This window comes from Psychrobacter sp. NC44, assembly GCF_904846655.1.
In the GTDB taxonomy this organism is placed as follows: Bacteria; Pseudomonadota; Gammaproteobacteria; order Pseudomonadales; family Moraxellaceae; genus Psychrobacter.
The window spans coordinates 29231-50406 of record NZ_CAJHBN010000019.1 but is presented as its reverse complement, the minus strand read 5'-3'; the positions used below and the strand labels follow the sequence as shown (position 1 = coordinate 50406).

Below are 21176 nucleotides of genomic sequence, written 5' to 3'. Positions count from 1 at the left end.
GTTTTATACAGCTTCATAGCAAACAAGCTATACGATGGGGTTATGCACTGTCACTAGCTTAGTGCCATCGGGGAAAGTCGCTTCAACTTGGACATCATGTATCATCTCTGCAATGCCTTCCATGACGTCATCGGCAGAGAGATAAGTGGCTCCTTCACTCATCAGTTGCGCCACGGTTTTGCCATCACGCGCGCCTTCCATCAGTAACATGCTGATATAAGCGATAGACTCAGGATAATTGAGCTTGACGCCGCGGTTTTTACGACGTTCCGCCACCATGCCTGCGGTAAATAGTAAGAGCTTATCTTTTTCGGTAGGATTTAACTGCATAAAACTTCCTTAATAATTATTGTCTTTTGAAGACTATGATTCGTTTTTAATCTTTATCAAGTAAATAGGATAAGTAGAGTCACTCTAGTTTGATTAAGCCTTGTTCAAGGATGAGATTAAGTGGGAGCACATGATATTAAGTGTCCCAAATCCTTGGTCGATGAGGCTCAAGCGCGTACCATTTAGACCTGACAAGCTCGCGAATTTGGTAAAAAGCCTCAAAGCAAGCGCGCACATCTGCCCCTAAATAACGGCAATTAATACCTTGAAAATTGTGAGTACAGTGAATAGGTAGTGACTGCGTATCAATGAGATGGCGTATCTCGGTAATAGTGGCATCTAAATATTGGCCAAGCTTGAGCGGATTATTCTGTAACTCAGGTGCAATGACCTCTGTGCTAGGTATTGCCCAAAAAGAGCCATGCACATGTTGATTGTTCAGTCCTAATGGTGAGGTAAACCAGCGCGTATTGGCTTGCTGGGAGGTGCACTCACTGACCAATAAATCACTCTCACGCCATATCTCTAAGCGGTTGGTATAATGACCATTAGCAAAAGTCTCTTGATATGCTTGACGTCCGAACACACAAATATCCCAAGTCAATAAACTTGCCGTCTTAGCCAAATAAAAGCGATTATTGGCAGTAGAGACAGAATGATCGTAATAGATGCTTTCTTGTGGTAGCCATTCAAGAATGGCGTGGTCATCGAGACGTGCGTCGATATGCTGTTCTGCGCTGACAACATCATTAAAACAGTCGTTAGAAGTGTTGCTGTTTGCCGATTGAGTACCGTTGTTAAACCTTGATGAGTCGCTGGGTCTAGAGGATCGTAATGATTGGCGTTGCCCGTACCATTTTCCGGCTCCAGGAGTAGTAATCACCGCATGGCTATTAGAGTGTAGGTTAAACTCCAATGTTAAGCGGTCATCATCAGCAATGCCAGCAGGAGGATACAACACATAAATATGGCAAATCCCTGCTTGGCTGTTATCAGTACTATCAGGCTCAGGATACAGCGCGCGCTGCACCATGAGTGCGCCAGTATGGGCACGATGACACAGCCGAGTTTTTGCAGCAGTAGAGGCGCAGTCGAAATGGAGCTGTAGTGAGGATTGCCAAGTCAAAATTGTGTTCCTTTTTAGAAAGTGTCCTTTTAGAAAGTGTTCTTTTAGATTGCCACCAACTCTTGAATATTGTTTTTTGCCATGTCAACTCCTGCCCCCTGAGCTACGACTTGTCCTCTAGAAAGCACGGTATAGTTATCGGCAAGCTCTTCTGCAAACTCATAAAACTGCTCGACTAAAACAATTGCCATATCGCCTTTATTAGCAAGACTACGAATGACTCTACCAATGTCTTTAATAATGGACGGTTGGATTCCTTCAGTCGGCTCATCAAGTACTAGTACTCGAGGCTCTGATGCAAGCGCACGAGCAATAGCAAGTTGCTGCTGCTGACCGCCAGATAGATCGCCACCGCGGCGATGCTTCATTTCGTCCAGCACTGGAAATATATCATATAAGTGTTTGGGTACTTTACTTGCTTTTCGTTGAGAGAATTTCGCCATGCCAATCAGAATGTTTTCTTCAACGGTCAAAGTAGAAAATATATCGCGTCCTTGCGGCACATAAGCGAGTCCTGCGCGTACACGCTGCTCAGGCGTCATCTGACTAATGTCCTTACCGTCTAATAAAATTTCACCTGATTTTATTGGTAGGATGCCCATCAAGCATTTAAGCAAGGTGGTTTTACCGACGCCATTACGACCCAGTACCACGCTACATTCTCCTACAGGGGCGGCGAGGGTGATATCACGTAAAATGTGACTGCCACCATAATATTGATTTATGGCATTGATTTCTAACATATAAGCACCTCTATTTTTTAGGTCTATTTCTAAGTGTTACTATTTGTTATCGACCTGAGCTTATTACCGACCCAAATAGGTCTCAATAACGGCCTCATTATTCTGTACTTCACTCAACGTGCCTTCAGCCAAAATAGCGCCATTTGCTAAGACCGTTACTTTTTCACTTATGGCATCAATGAAAGTCATGTCATGTTCAACTACGATTAAGGTGTGATTCTTTTTAAGGCGTAGACATAACTCAGCAGTATGTTCCGTTTCGGCATCGGTCATGCCTGCTACTGGTTCATCAAGTAAGATAAGTTTTGGTCTTTGCATCAGTAACATTCCAATCTCTAGCCACTGTTTTTGACCATGAGACAATAATCCTGCTGGCTTGTTAATCAGCTCTTTTAGGCGTATTTGATCAAGCGTTGAGTCAAGAGTATCTTGGATTTCTGCGTCAATTTTAGTAAACCAGCTTTTTGATACCCGTTTGTCCTTTGGTGCAGCCAGCATTAAGTTATCAAGTACGGTAAATTTCTCAAATACGGTGGGTTTTTGAAACTTACGGCCAATGCCTGCTTCCGCTATTTCTTCGGTAGATAGTTTGGCTAAATTATGTACTTGACCGAAAAATGCGCTGCCTGTGGTCGGGCGCGTTTTACCCGTAATAACATCCATTAAAGTCGTCTTGCCTGCACCATTAGGACCAATGATGCAGCGTAGCTCGCCCGCCTCAATATATAAAGACAAATCATTGAGTGCACGGAATGAGTCAAACCATACGCTAATGCCTTCTAAATATAGCGCAATCCCATGTCTCATATCTGGACCTGATTTGGGAACAGGATGCGGCAAGCCACCGCTATCTCCATAATCTTCAGCCAAACTAGTGACTGGTCGGGTAGGCGTGGTTTCTGCAATCGTTATGTTATTTGTATTGTCAAAACTTCCCATTGGCTTATTAATACTAGGATTATTTACATTTTTAATAAGCGCATCGTTAGCTGTTTTTTGGGAAGCAGCATTATTACATATTATTGACATTATTCTTTTTCCTTCTTAAAACGATCGAGTACACCAATGATGCCGTTAGGGAGAAATATAGTAACCACTACAAATAATCCACCTAGGATAAGCAACCAGAACTCTGGGTAGGCGACGGTAAAATAGGTTTTAATCACATTGACTGTACCAGCGCCTACAATGGCACCGATTAATGAACCTCTGCCTCCAGCAGCCACCCATACTGCCATCTCGATAGAGTTGACGGGGTTCATCTCGCCTGGGTTAATGATACCAACTTGCGGTACATATAGAGCACCAGCGATACCAGCTATCATTGCAGACAATACCCAAGCTGAAAGCTTGTACCAAAGCGTGCGATAGCCTAGATATTGCAAGCGATTTTCACTATCACGGATGGCACCAAGCACACGCCCATAAGGCTGGCTCATCAGATAGCGTAGTCCAAGATAGGACAGTAGCAGCGCCAAAGCAGTCGTAAAACACAGCACAGCCCTCGTTGAAGAGGCGGTGATGTCATAGCCTAATAGCGTGGTAAAACCTGTGAAGCCATTGTTACCACCGAAGCCTGTTTCGTTACGGAAGAATAATAAGGCGGCAGCATAGGTCATGGCTTGGGTGATAATCGAAAAATAAACCCCTTTGATTTTTGAGCGAAAAGCAAAATAGCCAAAGATAAAAGCGACCAGACCGGGAACTAGCACCACTAAAGCCATCGCCCACCAGAAATGTTGAGTGCCTGCCCAGTACCACGGCAATTCGGTCCAACTCAAAAAACGCATAAAATCTGGCAAGCCCGTGCCAGCAGTTTCACGCGTCAAGTACATACCAAAAGCATAACCTCCTAGCGCAAAATAAAGACCATGACCTAAGCTTAGAATGCCGGCATAGCCCCAGACCAAGTCTAAAGCCAGTGCTACCATGGCGAGCGCCATTATTTTACCAATCAAAGTTATCCAATAAGCAGACAGGTGAAAACTAGAGGTTTCAGGTAACAAATGGAGCCAAGGCAATATCAGTAGCACTAAAAAACACAAACCAATCAAAATAGCATTACGTGGGGAATCAGATAATAATTGAGTCAAACGCATGAGGTTCTCCTTAATCCACAAAACGGCCTTTGAGGGCGAATAAACCTTGTGGACGTTTTTGAATAAACAAAATCACAAGAACCAGTAACACAATCTTAGCCATCACAGCACCAATGCCAATCTCAAGCACCGTACCACTGACACCAAGACCTAAAGATGCCAATACCGCGCCCCATACTTGCCCAACACCGCCAACCACGACGACTAAGAACGCATCAATAATATAAGTTTGACCTAAGTCGGGTCCGACGTTACCCACTTGTGCTAGAGCGCAGCCAGCGAGACCGGCCAACCCTGAACCAAGGCCGAATGCCAACATGTCGATGCGAGCAGAGGAGATACCAACTGCACGTGCCATTTGCCGGTTTTGAGTCACAGCGCGCACAAATAGCCCAAAGCGAGTCTTGTTCAGTAAGTACACCAATAGCATAAGAATGATGATGGTAAAGCCGATAATAGCGATACGATTGAAGGGGAGCACAAGGCTCGAGGATACTTGATATGCACCGCTCAACCAGTCGACATTGCTGACTTCGACGTTTTGTGCGCCAAATATCATCCGAACCAACTGCATGAGAATCAGACTGACACCGAAGGTTGCCAGTAAGGTTTCAAGCTCACGACCATAAAGCGGGCGAATAATGATTCGTTCGATAACCATGCCAATAATGGCACTAACTAAAAAAGCGACGGGTATAGCAGCAACCAGATACCATCCAGTCATACTAGGAAAATACGCTTGAAAGAGATTTTGCACCATATAAGTGGCGTAAGCACCAATCATAATGAGCTCACCATGAGCCATATTGATGACACCCAGTAGCCCAAAAGTAATGGCCAGCCCTAATGCTGCGAGTAGTAAGATGCTTGCCGTACTAAGCCCCGTGAATAGATGACCTATCCAAGTACTGATGGTAATGCGCTGCTCAATACTATCCTCAGCGTCTAACAGCGCAGATTTGAGCACAGGATCGATATCATCTGCCGCCAATGCTTTTTTAACATCCACTAATACTTGTGGGCTATCGCTATCAGCAAGCACGGTAAGCGCGGCAATTTGCTTGGTGACGTCGCCATCTCTAAAATCAATTCTTGCTTGTAAAATACTCAGCGCCGTTTTGACATCGTCGTCTTGCTCATTAGCGGCAGCAGTACTTATAAGTACTGGATCTAGCTGTTCGATATTGTCCGCTAAGATGGCAACTGCCTGCACACGTTGCGTAGGATCGTTTGACTCAAGCTTAACCTTGGCTTGTCCAAATACTAAGGCTGAGCGTAGCGTATTGGTCAAAGTCACTTGCGCCAAGTCACTAGGCCACTCGGTGGTCAGCTGCTTAGCAGGATAAGTAAATAGCTCATCTTCGCTGTTAAGTAGGTAGGTTTGCCCACCATTACCTTGGTACAGCTCATCGTTTTTTATCAGCTCAACTAAAGTATCCAAACTCTCAACTGACCCCGGCCACTGGTTGAGCATGGTTTGGCGAATGGTGAAGTCAGCAGCAACGAACTGTTCGATAGCATCCCCTTTACTTATCGCAAGATCAGCTGATGTTGTTAGAGACTGCTTGTTTTGAGCAAGCAAGGTGTCGTCTTGAGCAAGTAAGGTCTCTTCACTTACAGCATTGGATGTCGCTGCCACAGTATTAGTCGATAGTTTCTCGCCATGGCTGTGTACTGCTGATGTCTCGTGAGCATGAGCAGGCGATGTGATAGCAATGAGAAGGAGTAAAGATAGTAAGGCGATGATAAAAGTTTTGTTAAAATAATTGGCTTGCGCGTCACTTTTATAATAGGAAGAGTAATGTGACATGATGGTTCCTTTTTTGCAGTCAACACTCCTTTAACCTCTACTAAAAACTGTTTTATCAGTAGAGGTTAAAGGGTTGCTGGTATTGATACCATTAAGGGGCTAAGGATTATGGACTGAGGCTTGGGTGACCATAAACTTATTTAGGGATGTACTGACTCCATGGCTCAGCACGAATGACTGTTGGCGTTTTGCTGATTACATCGAACTGACCATCGGCACGGATTTGACCGATCATGACAGGCTTCCATAAATGATGGTTTTCCTCATCCATTTTCAGCGTGTACCCTGATGGCGCGTCAAAAGTCTGACCTCCCATACTAATACGCACTTTATCGACATTAGTCGTACCAGCTTTTTCGACTGCTTGTTTCCACATATTGATACCCACGTAGGTGGCTTCCATAGGATCATTGGTCACGACCTTGTCAGCATTGGGTAGCTTATGATCCAGCGCATATTTCTTATATTTTTTAGTGAAGTCGCTGTTGACAGGATTTTTAACCGACATAAAGTAGTTCCATGATGCCAAATGCCCCTGCAATAAGCTGGTATCGATACCGCGAAGCTCTTCTTCTCCTACTGAGAATGCCATGACTGGAATATCAGATGCTTTAATGCCTTGGTTGGCAAGCTCGCGATAAAAGGGTACGTTTGAATCCCCATTAATGGTAGAGATAACCGCCGTCTTTTTACCGGTAGAGAAGCTTTTAATATTACCAACGATGGTCTGATAGTTGCTAAAACCGAAAGGGGTGTACTCTTCCATGATGTCTGTTTCAGCGACTCCTTTAGACTTTAAAAAAGCACGCAGTATCTGGTTAGTAGTCCGAGGATAGACATAATCGGTCCCAAGTAAGACAAAGCGTTCTGCACTACCACCCTCTGGACTCATTAAGTATTCAACGGCAGGAATGGCTTGTTGGTTAGGTGCAGCACCAGTGTAGAAGATATTTTCTGACTGCTCTTGACCCTCGTACTGAACAGGGTAGAACATGAGGCCATTTAACTCTTCAACGACAGGCAGCACGGACTTACGTGATACCGACGTCCAACCACCAAATATCACATCCACTTTGTCTTGAGTTAACAGCTGACGTGCTTTTTCAGCGAATAACGGCCAATCAGAAGCGGGATCTACGACGATTGGCTCTAGCTGCTTACCCAACACACCGCCATTGGCATTAATTTCATCAATGGTCATGAGCGCAGTATCTTTTAATGATGTTTCAGAGATGGCCATCGTCCCAGATAAAGAATGCAAGATACCAACTTTGATGGTGTCACCATCTGCCACAGGGGTAGTAGCGATCTCGGCCGTTTCGGTTTTTGTGGCTGTAGAATTGGTTTCTGCACTGGTTTCCGCAGGTTTTTGACAACCTATAAGACTTAAGCTGCCGACAACGGCTACTGCTAGCAGAGACAAACGTGATGTCAATTTTGAGTCGATACGATAATTTGTACTGATAGGAGTAGCAGTGATAAGCGTTGGCAATAAAGACATATATTTCTCCAGAAAGATAAAGTAGCAGCCTGGTAGGCCGAGTGAACGAGCCATTCCTAACTGCTATTAATACTTCAATATCTATGCCAATATAAAATACTAGACAAATGCACCAATATCGGTCTTTTTAGGAGATATTGCACTTTTTTCGCACCATGATGGTTTTTATGATTTTCTATGCACCATTTATGTCTGGTTAAGAAATGCTAAAGCGGTATAAAATATGACGATATCAGAAGCGATGTTTTTTTGAGTTCAGAAAGTGTGAACAGAAGGAAATTAAGAAGCAAACGTACTAAATGATATTAACGCAACTAAAGATAAGTTTTTTTAGCTAAAGCACGTTAGCCATTACGCTTGGTAGCTAGCTTGGGATGAAGTCTGACATTTAGTTTTTATAATAGGGTGCTGATCTATGCTGAAGAAACCATAAATTTACCCTGCGTAAGTAAAATATTTATTCGCTTATTTGTATCAGTACCAGTAAAATGCGAGACTGTTTTCTACACTAGTTTATGAGTAACCAATGATACGTTTAACTGAAATTAAATTGCCATTAAATCATGTACCTGAAGATCTAACGACTGCTATAACGACAAAACTTAAAATTTCTGCTGAGCAAATGGCGTCATTTGTGATGTTTAAACGTGGTTATGATGCTCGTAATAAAAGAAATATCCAATTAATTTATACGCTAGACATCACACTGACCGATTCGAATTTGACCAATGATTTACTGGTTCAGTTTGAGTCAGACAACCATGTTAAGGCAACACCAGACACCAGTTATAAATATGTAGGTGAAGCACCAAAAGATTTAACTGAGCGTCCTGTTGTTATTGGTTTTGGACCTTGTGGTTTATTAGCAGCACTTACCCTGGCTCAAATGGGTTTTAAACCTATTATCATTGAACGTGGTAATGAAGTCAGACAACGCACCAAAGACACCTTTGGCTTTTGGCGTCAGCGTAAATTAAACACAGAATCTAACGTACAATTCGGTGAAGGCGGAGCAGGTACCTTCTCTGACGGTAAATTATATAGCCAAGTGAAAGATCCCAATCATTATGGCCGTAAAGTCATGACTGAATTTGTAAAAGCTGGCGCACCAGATGAGATTTTATTTGTCAGTAAACCGCACATAGGTACTTATAAGTTAGTCACTATGGTAGAAAAAATGCGTGCCGAGATTATAGCGCTTGGTGGTGAAGTCCGTTTTGCGACTCGCGTAGACGACTTGCACATCACTGACTCAAAAGTAACTGGCGTGACCCTTAATACTGGCGAAACCTTAAAAACCAACCATGTTGTTCTTGCTGTTGGTCATAGCGCCCGTGATACCTTCCAAATGATCCATGATAAAGGCGTGTATGTTGAAGCAAAACCTTTCTCGATTGGTTTTAGGATTGAACATAAACAGTCAACCATAGACCAAGCACGCTTTGGTGACAATGCTGGAAACGAGATACTTGGCGCTGCGGATTACAAACTGGTTCATCATTGTAAAAATGGTCGTTCTGTCTATAGCTTCTGTATGTGTCCAGGCGGAACCGTGGTTGCCGCCGCATCAGAAGAAGGTCGTGTTGTCACTAATGGCATGAGCCAATATTCAAGAAACGAGCGTAACGCCAACAGTGCTATTGTTGTAGGCATTGACCCAGAGCGAGATTACCCAAACCATCCTCTTGCTGGTATCGACTTACAAAGACAGCTAGAAACCTTAGCGTTTGAATTAGGCGGCAAAGATTACAGTGCACCAGCGCAAACGATTGGCGATTTCTTAAAAGGTAAACCAGACTCAGAATTAGGCGATGTAAAACCCTCTTACACACCAGGCATTACCTTAACCGACTTAAGCAAGGCACTGCCAGACTTTGCCGTAGATGCCATACGTGAAGCCATTCCAGCATTTAATAAAAAAATCCAAGGATTTTCATCTGATGATGGGTTACTCACTGGCGTAGAAACCAGAACATCGTCACCCATCAGCATTAAACGCAATAAAGAATTTCAAAGCATTAACACCAAAGGCTTATTCCCTGCAGGCGAAGGTGCTGGCTACGCAGGCGGCATATTATCAGCAGGGATTGATGGTATTAAAGTGGCAGAAGCCGTGGCAAAATCGATGTTGAACCTAGAGTAAGAGCGGCTTTAGGTGAACTCCAATATTAAAACGCTCACTTAGATAAAAGCATGCGATTGATAAAGCCTTTCAAGCTATGAAATATAAAGCGTGAAAGGCTTTTTTGTGTGTTGAAGGTATGCTGTATGACAATGCATCGTAAGTTATGCAATGTTATGATGCGATATGCTAATACATTAAAAAACCCCGCAACTGGTAGGTTGTGAGGTCTTTTGATTACTTTTGACAATGTTTGATAGTGCGCCTACAGGGACTCGAACCCCGATCGATCGCTTAGGAGGCAACTGCTCTATCCTGTTGAGCTATAGGCGCATTTTGGAATAACATTGTAGGAAAAATCGCTCATAAAAGCAATCAACAAAATATAAAGATTTTATCATTACTTGCCATTACTCAAGGCGTCAGCGACATTCACAGTGTTGGTATTTGCTGCTTTTTGTGCACGTGATGTTGGATTAAACAAGTCATTTACACTGTTTTTATAACCTTCGATATTATAATAATCGTACTTTTCTAATATATCTTGTCCGGTACTCGAAAGTAAAAAATTACGAAAGTTAATAGCAGCAGTATTCTCTGTCAAAATAACCCCTTCAAGCGCTTGCTTGTCTCTCAATGCATAGCTGAAAGAATTTAGGGTACGTGCCTCCGCATTGTCAGTCTCAATGGCACCAGTCTCAGCAGTATCTACTTTTTTATCATCAGTATTGCTGATATTTTCTTTGTCTTGGTTTATCTTACCTTGAGACGTTTTTAGCTCTGCTTGTAATGGTGTCAGACGGTCTGCAGATAGGCTGTCGTTAGCGATGATCATGTCTATATCAGCGCCTAATTCTGAGCGTTCATTATCGCTAGGATTGGCGTTTGATAAGGTTAAGAGGTCGCTGGCGGGTACATAACTTGGCACAACCTGCACATGAGGATAACGAGATTCGAAGCTAACGATGATATCGTCCAAGGGTGCTTGTAAATCCTCTTCAGCCTTTATATACAGAGTACTGTCGGTGAGGGTGTTTACCTCGTCTTGAGTGGCGGCTGACGGCTCATTTGCATTTGCCATGATCGGTAGGGGGTCTATATTTTTACGGTTATTGCTCCATAACCACGTAAAGATTGCAATAAAGATTATCAGCAGCAGTAAAATTAGCCCAGCCAGTAGCAGCTTGTAGTCTCTCATATGTTACTGCTCTTCTCTTAATGGGTTTGTGTCAAGTTTACATAAAATGCGGTGTATAACGTATTATTTTTAAAGCTGTTGGTGTAACACTTCATCTGCTAAGTCCGCAAGCATATCTGCAAAAACATCGGTTTCTGAATCAGGTAAAAGTTTTTTCTCGCTAGTATTCTTATGACTAATTGTACTATTTTGATTGGATAGCACAGGTTGATCGTTTGAGGGGGAGGTAACATCATTGTCAATGGCTTTTATTTGGTGCGCAGCCAATGGCGATTCGCCCATCGTAAGCTTGTCTTTAAGCCATTCAAAACCATGGGCTTCCCACCATGCTTCAAAGCGTGGCAGCGTGCTCCCACGCACTGCGACAGGCAGATTCAATGTTCGCAGTTTTTGTGCAAGTATGGGGTCATTAATGGCTTGATGGATGCTCAAATAAAGCGAGCGACTATCATCAGTATAGGGCTGTCTGTTTTGCCACGATCTGTCGTCAATTTTCATACGTGGCAATTGCCATAATTCACCGCGATAGTATACAACATATAAACGTCGTTTAGGATGAACGAAAATGGCATCAATGGGACGCAAGGGCATAGTATTAAGTTATTCCGTTAAAAAAGGGTTATGGACATAAAAATTACAGCAATTAATCTGACAACAGCACTGACTTCTCTATTCGTAAATATGAGACTTATCAATGCGACACTATCTGTCGTAAGATATTATAATAGTGGCACATATACTAGTAAACGATAGCTATCGATGGCACACTAATCAGCAGCCTATTTTATGATTGTTATAAATAATCACTGATGATGCAATGATAGTTAATCGTTGTTGTCATTTGCATCGTGTTTATGACAGCCATGCTAGCAGAAATACATTGTAGTAACGACCGCGAAACATAGATTGGTGAGTATCCTTCGTGGTATTCCTTAGCAGCCATCAATATGCATTAGAGAGTTAACGCAAATGTTATTCCATTTCAGGCATTCACGACCGTCTACATCACACTATCACTCATATTATAACTTCAATCAGACTATCCTCTATGTTTACCATTATTCAATCGCACCGCACCGAAAACCTTGTTGATCAACTGCTTGTGCAATATCAGTCTAAGGATCAGCCTGTTTTTGAGCCTTTTATTGTTATTGTGCCGTCAATGGTATTGGGCGATTGGTTGGACAAAACCATTGCCAGTCGTGCTGGGATTAGTACCTTGGTACGTACTAAGTTTTGGGGTCAGTATCAGTGGACGCTCATGCAGGATGTGTTAACCCGCCATAACGCGTATTTGTTAGAGAATGACCCTGAAGCGGCAACCCTAAATGTGCCAGAAGTGGCGGTGTTGTCACCAACGGTCATGCAGTGGCGATTGTTTGGGTATTTGACTTACTATCAAGAGTCGATTGTTGCAGATGAGAAACACCCAGTCAATCCGCTATTGGCATCTTTGATTGATGACCCACAGGCAAGTGCTCAACAAGACAGCTTACAACAGGATAAGGCGCAACAAGATGCCCGTATTTGGCAGCTGGCAAGCGATTTGGCAAGAGTGTTTAACCGCTATTTGACTCACCGTGAGGATTGGTTGGCGTTATGGTCGTATAACAAACCGCTAAATGTAGATGAGTTGATAGCAGATAAAGATGCACTGTCACTGCGTTTTGATAAATATGCGCGCGGCACGCCTGAATGGCTGGTGGAGCATTATGTTGAGTTAGAGGCGGCGCAACGATTTTTGTGGTCGCATTTGTTTGCTGACGTTCATCTACACCGTGTGGCACTTGAAGATGTCTTCTGGTCGGCTTTGAAAGATAATAAGGCGAATGAGCGTGCTCAGTTGCCCAAAGTACTGCGCATTTTTACCATTCAACAGTTGCCACAGACCGAGCTTGATTTTTTACAGCGCTTATCGAAGTACATGAATATCACGCTATTACATTATAATCCGTCAAAGCTGTTTTGGGCCGATATCGTCGATAAATCATGGTTACAGCGCCAACAGATTATTAACCCTGAAAGCGTGTTTTTGCGTGATTATGGTCACAGTTTGCTATCACGTTTAGGCAAGCAGTCGCGCGATGCTTTTGCCATGCTTGCCAACTTGTCGGGTAATGAGCAGTACGACGATGCACTGGTTGAATGGCAAGATAATTTTGATGATACGCTGAGCATTGGTTCTAATAATGGGGTTGCTGCTGAGTATATCTATGATGCTAGTAGCGCTCAGAATAGTCCAAGTTTGTTAAAGCGTTTACAGAACGATGTGTTAATGCTTGATGAGCAATCGACTCAGCAAGCAACGGCTGCTACAGTCTCGCAAGCGGTAAGCCAGCAAATAGAGTCAAGTTTTGATGAGGATAAACAAGAGACAGCTTGGTATGAAGATGAAGCGTTAGAGAATAAGCGTTTTGAGATAGACCGTTTTTGGGCAATTTCTTCCCAAGATAATAGCCTAAGCATTCATTCGTGTCATAGTTTGCAGCGCCAGCTTGAAGTGTTGCGTATTATGATTGGTCGCTGGTTAAATGAACCTATCAAGCTTGGTGAAAAGAAACGTCATATATCTGACATTGTTGTGCTGCTACCCGATGTCGAGCGCCATCATGCGCTGATTGGTTCTATCTTCGTCAATGGTAAGGGTCAAGACGGTTTGACTTTGCCTGCTAAAGTGACAGGTGTTGTTGATGCCGATATTCGCCAGTTATGGGAAGCCATTATCGGTTTTTACAAACTATTGGGTAGTCATAGCGCTCGTTTTGAAGCAGCTGAAGTCTTAGACTGGTTGATGTTGCCGCCCTTGTTTGAAAGCTTTGGACTGACTCATGAGCAAATGAGCCGTGGCTGTGATTTGTTGGTAGAGGCAGGCTTTATTCGTGGTTTTGACGAGCTGCATCTTAAGCAAACGTTAGATAGTAATGACTATGACTATCGCTTTAGCTTTGCGCAAGCGTTAGACAGATTGACGCTAGGTCTGGTCATGCCAGAGGCTGAGTTGAGTGATTGCTTATATGCTCTAAATGAAGATGAATGGCCAAGCACTGCCTTACCAGAAATGACCTTACCGTTACCACAAGTGAGCCTAAATGATGCGTTGATTGTTGAAGCGCTTTGCCGCATTTATACCGGTTTGGTCGCACGAAGGGATGACCATACAAAAAAAATGAAAGCGGAAGACTGGCTCGATCAGATTGAGAGACAAGTGATTCATCGTTACTTTGGTGATGTGGATCAAACACGTACCATGCGAGCCATCTACAATGCGATGAATGGCTTTAAGTCAAGTCTACGAGCCAATCGTCACTACAGACAGTACTCCAGTGGCGATAGCGCCAACAGAGAAGTAGAGCAGAGGCTAGCAGGTGTAGAGCAACTACCGCTTAAATTAAGCTTTATGTTAGACAGTATCGAAAACGAGCTTGAGAGTCAGCAAGTCAGTGCGGAGCCGACTGGGGTGATTACCTTTGGTAAGTTTGGTGCCTTAAGAAACGTTCCTTTTGAGTTGGTGGTCATGCTCAACATGGATCTCTCAGAGTTCCCTGGGCGTGACCGTGATAACCGCTATGATTTGATGAAAGCGACTAACTCACGTCGTGGTGACAGAGTCAGTGAGGACGATGATAATGGCGCATTTTTAGATGCGCTGTTATGCGCGCGCAGTGCTTGTTGGATGTTCTACAACGGTCAAAGCCTGACGGATACCCACGAGCACCTGCCAGCCAACCCAGTAAGCGAATTGCTACAGTTTTTGCAAGGTGAGGTGCAGTGGCAGGTGAATTCGCTGGATACATTGCCTGAGAATATTGATCCCACTACCGAGAGTCTCAAGCGCTATTTGCCTAAATTGATTAAGCAGTGGTTAGTGACTGAGCATCCTGCTCTGCCTTTCCATGAGAGTCTGTTTGAGACCGAAACTGAAGGCGCTGATATTTTTGAGCAAGCGTCTACTGATATTGATGGCAATGCTAATGCCAACGTTAATATCAATGCTCAGGATGCAAGCCCTGTTGATATGATTGATGAACTGGATGCTTTATTAAATACAGCGATGCGTAAAACCAAGCTGGCTCAGAAAAAACAGTTTCCACCTGCGCCGCTTTGGCAAGCGGTGTTTGATACATTGAAAGGGCGAGTGGCTAGTAAGCCTATGCAACTGGTTGGCCTACCCACAAGAGCACAGTATGAGTCAATTGCTCAGGTGCTAGGTCAAGGCTTGGGACAATTAGGTCAAGTAGACAATCAAACCTTGTCTGCATTGGCTGATATGCTAGCGCTAGATACGGTAGTTGATACTAGCAATGGTAGTAGCATGACAGAGGCGCTCATCCAGAATTTATCTGATACTGTGTTTGATATTGGAGAGATAGACATTGAAGGGGTGCTGGCTTACCAAGTACGCCATCCTGCCAAAGCGTTCTTACGGTCTCAGAAGGTGCATGTGGTGCAAGGTGAAGAAGCACTATCACATCAAGAGCCATTATTTTTAGACAGTTTGACTACCTATCAAATCAAAGATCATTTGATTAAGCAATTGGTCGCCGATGAGAGTAAGGCCAATGGCGGTGATACAACTGCTGAAAGTTCCACTCCAATCCTGATGTATCAAAAAATTATGCCCGCTGGTGTCGCTCGCCAAACTACATTACCCAATCAACAACAAAAACTGCAACAGCAATGTTTGGAATTTAAAGAGCAGTTAATAGCTAATGGTTTTGGCGAAAATATTGTACCTAATGAAGATGGAGCAGAGGGTACGACAGGTTTGCAGCTACTAACGCCAACCGCCGAGCATCCTGTCCAGATAGAGCTGGCAAACTTGCTAAATAGTATTAATAACGAGTCAAAAAGCCAAGCAGATATCGAAGAGGTAGAAACGCTGCTCAAGTTGTTGCCTAAAGCCATTAAAATAAAAGGCTCAGTACCCATATTAGCACCAGTATCATTACCAACAGCAGTGCCGATAGATGCGCATGATAGCCACTCTCATATTCAGGCGGGCATGCCTTATGCTCAGCAATCACCTAAGCAGTGGTTAAACATATTGCCCAATTCTGCCAGTCCTAGGCATTTACTCAAATTTTGGTTATCACATTTGTATTGGCAAGTGGTCAGACGTACCACTGCTGAGCAAGTGGTATTAAATGATGGCGTGAGTATTTGGCGCTTTAATAAGCCTAGCTCGCAAATCAAAAAATATGACAAAGTAATCGCATTTAAGCTAAGCCCCATTGTGTATGAAGATGCTGTGATTGAGCTGATAAAATGGGCTGTTTTTGGTAAGTTAACAGGTCTAGTACCTATCACGTTATTACCAGAATATGCACTCAATTACCTTGATCAGTGTTCAAAATCTGAAGATAGTGAAGGCGGCAGTTATTGGCTAAAACGAGCAGACTTTTCAGATTGGTTACGGTCTGGCTATCATACAGACACAGTATATGATACTTGCTCTCAGCATGCCATTTGGCAATATGTACTACGTGATCAAGATGGATTTAAGGCTTTGTCAGACGCGTTGACCACCTTGGCGCGACCATTGTACGAGCCGATGTTTACTGCGTTAATTGACTTAGATGGCTAGCCCATTATCTAGAACAGCCTCTAATTAATTTTTGCTATCTTGTTTTAATAAATAATAATTAAAAGTATGCGCCCATATGACAGACTTGACTGATCTAACCAATATCATTGAACTTTCTACACAGCCACATTTATTCGATGAGCACTCAGATGCGCCTCACTCAGATCCTATGAGTGAGCGTAAGGCTGATGTGATACCAGCAGTTGATGTTGACCTAACGGGCAAGCACCTGATTGAAGCGTCTGCTGGTACTGGTAAAACTTGGACGCTAACAGGCATTGTATTGCGCCTGCTAATTGAAGCACGACGTGCGCCAGAGCAAATTATTGCTACTACCTTTACGCGAGCCGCTGCCGCTGAGATGCGTCAGCGTATTCATGATCGTTTGGTGGATTTTTATCAATTATTGCAGTGGGTCAACAGTTTAAGTGCTGACATCAGTAATAAGGAGGCTTTGTATCCCAATATATTGCAGGTGATGCCTGAAAGCGATAAGGATAAACAAGAGGGCAAACAATCAAGTACGGATTTAAATACTGAGATAGGCGCTGATGAGTTAAACCAAGACCTTGCTACTGATAAGCAAGCTGCTGCCACAAAGCGTGTACAAGCAAAAAAAGACCGTGAAGACTGGTTGGTAGCACAGGCTAAATATGTGCGCTTAGATGGCATCATGCAAGATCCCATTAACCTGCATCTCGTCGGTTATTTGCTGGATCACGTGTACAGCTATCCAATGACGGAAGCTATCAGGCGTACCGCACTGGTTTTAACCACGTTGGATAAACTGTTTGTGGGTACGCTCGATAGCTTGGCGCAAAAATGGTTGACGGAGTACAGCAGCGAGACGGGTCACCAGCAGGGCATGGGGATTATTGAAGACAGCAGTATTGAACAGGTGACTGACAGCATTGTTCATGATGAGCTACGTCAATTTCAGAGCCGTTTGTATTATGAGCAGCCTAAACTTTACGCGCTAATGGATCAGCAAGGTAAGCTGACTGCCGTGAGTGATCATAAAAAATATGTGACTCGATCGCTTAATTTTATCTCTGCGCCGATTGATGAGATTGTAGTAAATGACTTTTCGTTTGAGGGCTATGAGCGGCTTATAAATACTATCATTGGGCGCAGCGATGAGCTTGATATCTTTTTTAAACCTGACGGCGAGTACTATGACGTTCCCAAAGGACAGCTACAAAATAATAGAGACTCTTGGCCGAAAATCATTCAAGCATTAAAAGATTTTGGTCCAGCCGCTTACAAATTTATATCAGACGCAAAAACTTATACAGGAAAGTTAATACAAGCTTTTCAGAAAACTGATGACGTAGGCAAACAATTCTATAAACCAAAAGATGGCGAAAGAGTTAATCTGATATTTAATGAGTCGCAGGTCGTTCGTGACTTTAAACGCTATATTGAAGAAAGCAAAAAGCTCGATGAATACATAGTGACTGTTTTAGCCAATCTTAATCGTCATATCGTGCTGGCGGTACGTGACAGGCTACCAATTATTTTGGAAGAGCGTGGTGAGACTACCTTTAGCCTGCAAATGGTGCGTTTAAACCAAGCATTAACTGGTCGTCAAGGAGAGAAGCTGGCACGTTATATCCGTCACCACTATCCTGTGGCGTTGATTGATGAGTCGCAAGATATCAATGGCGCACAAGCCATTATGATTGAAAGCATTTATTTGCCAAAGAAAAAGGGCAAGGTTGCTGATAATGATAAACAGTCAGCTACTAAAAAAGCCAGCCATGAGTTCCTGCTATTGGTTGGTGACCCTAAGCAGGCTATTTATGGGTTTCGTGGTGGCGATGTGGCTAACTATAACTACATGAAAGCTCAATTTGATAAAAGCACGCTTTGGACGCTCGATATTAACCGACGCTCAAATGCTGGTGTGATTAATGCCCTAAACTGTTGGTTCGGCATGGCTGATGCAACCACTGGTGAGAATAAGTTAGCTCAATTAGGCGCAGGTATTTATTACCAGCATATCAAAGCGGCAAAACCAGAAAATCAGCTGTCTTGGTTTAATGAACCAGACGCTCACAGCACTACCTTAGTGACTGAGGTGCTCTCTGCCCAGCCAGTGAGCGTCTTACACTTACCTTATGATAAAGACAAAGAGCTTGAGTACGATGAGCATGAAATCACGGCGCGTCATATTGCGACTTTGCTTAGTAGTGATCAGACCTTAAAAGGCAAGCCTATCCAGCCCAGTGATATCGGCGTGCTGGCACGTACCAAAAAAGACTTAAAGCGGGTTGAGGATGAGTTGGTTAAGCTTAATGTACCGACCTTAACTACCAGTGATGTCAGTATCTTTGAAACCATCATGGCAGAAGATGTGGCGGCGCTGCTGAGTGCCATGCTATATCCGTATCGTCATGACATGATTAATCGGGTGTTGACCAGTCATCTATATGGACTGAGTATTAAAAACATCAAAGCCATGATGACGGATCATGAGTCAGGCATTACTGAGGGCAGTAGTACAACGAGCTCCCATTCACACAACTCTAATTCTAAGGATACCTCAGTTAATGAGGCTACTGATAATAAAAAGAGCTATCAAGACTTTATTACTTATCTAAAAGAAGGCGCACAACGTTGGCAGCACTTTGGCATCTTGTCGGCATTGCATTACTTGTTAGATAAAAATCCCATACAGCCACAAGGCGTTTGGCAAGCGCTAGCGGCTCGTCCAGAAGGCGATCGTCATATCATGGATTTGCGTCATGTGATGGATATCTTGGCGCAGTATGGCCTAGGTATGGGTGAGCATGAACTATTGGCTTGGTTTAGACAAAATATAGATGCTGCCCCTAACAGTGATTGGGCTAAGCAATATCCACTGCCTACAGAATCTGGCGTACAGTTGATGACCATTCATAAGTCCAAAGGACTTGAGTTCCCCATTGTCTATGTATTGGGAATGGGTGATGCCAGTAGGAAGTCTGGGAATAAGGAAGACTACGGGTTGTACTTGTACAATGCCCAACAAGCGCCTTCAGCGCTAGTGCATAAGTCGACAGAAGTTTATCATTCGATAGATAGTGAATCAACGGGAAACCAGCGCCGCTTCTCATCCTTAAAAGGCTCAGCGACTACAGAGGACTATTACACCAATATCGAAACGCGGGAAGATTTCGATGAGCTGCGACGGCTTGGTTATGTGGCATTTACTCGTGCCAGTGAGCAGCTTTATGTCGTGCTGCGAGATCCTAACAATAAAACAGGATTTGAGTTAAAGCCGGTGTTTTATTGGTTTGAATCACCAGAAGCGAAATTTGAGTTGCCTGATAGACTCAAAGGTACGATAGGCATGCTCAGAGGGCATAAGGTCAATGAGTTCTACGACAAGAATTACGCAAGCAACGATACTAAATCAGCAGGCGTAAATGACAATGTTCAGCTCGCTCTTACCAAGTCAAGTGCTCATAAGCCTGCCACAGAGACTATTGAGTATGCGCCTTTTGCAGAGGTTATGAAAACCAATTATTTTTATGGTTGGGCTAAGACCAGCTTTACCGCTTTGGCACGTCAGCTCGATGAATCTACACAAACAATGGCGATAATGGATGAGCGTATTGATGATGCGATAGACATCGATATGACAGAGTCTTCAGTTTCAGATCTCCATTCACTTAATAGCAAAGAGTCTCTCGAACAAGACAGTGAACTAAGCCTCAAATCAGAGGATGATGTCCGCTTTACCTTTGTGAAAGGTGCTAATGCGGGTACGTTCTTGCATGAGATATTTGAAAAAATTGATTTCAACAATAAAGCGCAGTGGTCTCAGGTTATTGATAGAGCGATCAGCAGCTATCAACTGCCTCTAGTTTATAGTAGCGCTGAGCAGCAAGGCCGTCGATCACAAGCGAAGAAGCAAGAGCAAGGCGATGACGGTTCATTCAATACTAGTTCACTTGATCTTGCTTCAATAGATGCTACCAAGCATGAGGCACTAATCAATTGGATTGAAGAGGTGCTACATGCGCCGCTATTGGCCTCCAATCAACCATTAAACTCTCTTAATGCAGGTCAGCGGTTTTCTGAGTTAGAGTTCAATATGGGGTTGTCAGAGAAATTTAAAGTACAGGATATCACTAAACTCTTCCAACAATATCTCCCTAATGAGATGGACAAACACGTCACTCTTATTCCGCAAAACAAAGCGCATTTGTATCGTTATTTACGCGGCGAAATTGACTTAGTGTACGAACATGCTGGCAAGTATTACGTTGTCGATTATAAAAGCAACTTTCTAGGAAATAGCCTAAGCGATTATAATGAAGATACACTTAAGCAAGCAATGTCCAAGGCAGGGTACTGGCTACAAGCAGCGATTTATCAAGTAGCGTTACATCGATTCCTTTCAATGAGAATACATGATTATGCAGGCAATGAAGATAAGTATTTAGGCGCTGTGGAGTATGTTTTTTTACGAGGTGTGTATGATCCCAACTCTCAAGCAGCTGATGATCTATCACAAGATGTTAAAGAGGCTGATAATAGCCACTCAATGCACAACGACCGCTATGGATTAGTGACGTGGGATATTCCAATTGAGTTCATTAAGGCTCTAGATGCGTTGTTTGGCATGCCCAACTAGTAGGTTATAAGTAATGATTAAATGCTAAAAAACATGATA

At 43.3% G+C, this 21176-nt stretch carries 12 protein-coding genes and 1 tRNA gene; 3 read left to right on the top strand and 10 right to left on the bottom strand.

Features of this window, described 5'->3' with window-relative positions:
* Nucleotides 1–27: 27 nt before the first annotated feature.
* The 7 genes from ureA to urtA form a co-directional block, all read right to left on the bottom strand.
* The gene (gene ureA / locus JMX95_RS12300; RefSeq protein ID WP_010200554.1) at nt 28–330 is read right to left on the bottom strand and encodes an urease subunit gamma; all 303 of its coding nucleotides are present in this window, start codon (nt 328–330) and stop codon (nt 28–30) included.
* Between the two features lie 136 nt (nt 331–466).
* Nucleotides 467–1456: an urease accessory protein UreD gene (locus tag JMX95_RS12295; RefSeq protein WP_201560957.1), complete on the bottom strand. Its 990-nt coding sequence runs from the start codon at nt 1454–1456 to the stop codon at nt 467–469.
* Nucleotides 1457–1500: 44 nt separating this feature from the next.
* Nucleotides 1501–2199, bottom strand: coding sequence for an urea ABC transporter ATP-binding subunit UrtE (urtE, locus tag JMX95_RS12290; protein WP_201560956.1), 699 nt, complete (start codon nt 2197–2199; stop codon nt 1501–1503).
* A gap of 63 nt (nt 2200–2262) precedes the next feature.
* Nucleotides 2263–3228 (bottom strand): urea ABC transporter ATP-binding protein UrtD, encoded by a 966-nt coding sequence (urtD, locus tag JMX95_RS12285; RefSeq protein WP_201560955.1) that lies wholly within the window; start codon nt 3226–3228, stop codon nt 2263–2265.
* Complete coding sequence (gene urtC, locus JMX95_RS12280) at nt 3228–4298, bottom strand: urea ABC transporter permease subunit UrtC (RefSeq protein ID WP_193007436.1); 1071 nt, start codon at nt 4296–4298, stop codon at nt 3228–3230. Before urtC ends, urtD begins: the two co-directional genes overlap by 1 nt.
* A 10-nt stretch (nt 4299–4308) precedes the next feature.
* Complete coding sequence (gene urtB / locus JMX95_RS12275) at nt 4309–6108, bottom strand: urea ABC transporter permease subunit UrtB (protein ID WP_201560954.1); 1800 nt, start codon at nt 6106–6108, stop codon at nt 4309–4311.
* Nucleotides 6109–6244: 136 nt separating this feature from the next.
* Nucleotides 6245–7555: an urea ABC transporter substrate-binding protein gene (gene urtA, locus JMX95_RS12270; RefSeq protein ID WP_201560966.1), complete on the bottom strand. Its 1311-nt coding sequence runs from the start codon at nt 7553–7555 to the stop codon at nt 6245–6247.
* A 580-nt stretch (nt 7556–8135) separates the two neighbouring features.
* On the opposite strand from urtA, the gene JMX95_RS12265 reads away from it, so the two are divergent.
* A complete protein-coding gene (locus JMX95_RS12265; RefSeq protein WP_201560953.1) occupies nt 8136–9752 on the top strand; it encodes an NAD(P)/FAD-dependent oxidoreductase in 1617 nt (538 codons plus the stop codon).
* A 239-nt stretch (nt 9753–9991) separates the two neighbouring features.
* On the opposite strand, the gene JMX95_RS12260 is transcribed toward JMX95_RS12265, so the two are convergent.
* The 3 genes from JMX95_RS12260 to JMX95_RS12250 form a co-directional block, all read right to left on the bottom strand.
* Nucleotides 9992–10064 (bottom strand) — tRNA-Arg (locus JMX95_RS12260).
* A gap of 67 nt (nt 10065–10131) precedes the next feature.
* Nucleotides 10132–10929: a hypothetical protein gene (locus JMX95_RS12255; RefSeq protein WP_201560952.1), complete on the bottom strand. Its 798-nt coding sequence runs from the start codon at nt 10927–10929 to the stop codon at nt 10132–10134.
* 69 nt (nt 10930–10998) lie between these two features.
* Nucleotides 10999–11520 carry a hypothetical protein gene (locus JMX95_RS12250; RefSeq protein WP_198330917.1) on the bottom strand — a complete coding sequence of 174 codons (522 nt, stop codon included), beginning with the start codon at nt 11518–11520 and terminating at the stop codon, nt 10999–11001.
* Nucleotides 11521–11977: 457 nt separating this feature from the next.
* On the opposite strand from JMX95_RS12250, the gene JMX95_RS12245 reads away from it, so the two are divergent.
* Together JMX95_RS12245 and JMX95_RS12240 are read left to right on the top strand one after the other, a co-directional pair.
* Entirely contained in the window at nt 11978–16513 is a 4536-nt protein-coding gene (locus JMX95_RS12245) for an exodeoxyribonuclease V subunit gamma (protein ID WP_201560951.1), read from the top strand.
* Between the two features lie 76 nt (nt 16514–16589).
* Nucleotides 16590–21137, top strand: coding sequence for a UvrD-helicase domain-containing protein (locus tag JMX95_RS12240; RefSeq protein WP_201560950.1), 4548 nt, complete (start codon nt 16590–16592; stop codon nt 21135–21137).
* Nucleotides 21138–21176 lie beyond the last annotated feature (39 nt).